Raw genomic sequence first — 338 nt, forward strand, 5'->3', positions numbered from 1 at the left:
TGAGTATTCAACATTTCCGTGTCGCCCTTATTCCCTTTTTTGCGGCATTTTGCCTTCCTGTTTTTGCTCACCCAGAAACGCTGGTGAAAGTAAAAGATGCTGAAGATCAGTTGGGTGCACGAGTGGGTTACATCGAACTGGATCTCAACAGCGGTAAGATCCTTGAGAGTTTTCGCCCCGAAGAACGTTTTCCAATGATGAGCACTTTTAAAGTTCTGCTATGTGGCGCGGTATTATCCCGTATTGACGCCGGGCAAGAGCAACTCGGTCGCCGCATACACTATTCTCAGAATGACTTGGTTGAGTACTCACCAGTCACAGAAAAGCATCTTACGGAT

General features: G+C 46.7%; 1 protein-coding gene. It reads left to right on the forward strand.

Going from position 1 to position 338, the window contains the following annotated elements:
* The coding region (locus tag SB756_RS28750; protein WP_410912915.1) for a serine hydrolase at positions 1 to 338 on the forward strand (338 nt) is incomplete at both ends.

The sequence above is a fragment of the Pseudomonas sp. SIMBA_068 genome (genome assembly GCF_046534705.1).
In the GTDB taxonomy this organism is placed as follows: domain Bacteria; phylum Pseudomonadota; class Gammaproteobacteria; order Pseudomonadales; family Pseudomonadaceae; genus Aquipseudomonas; species Aquipseudomonas putida.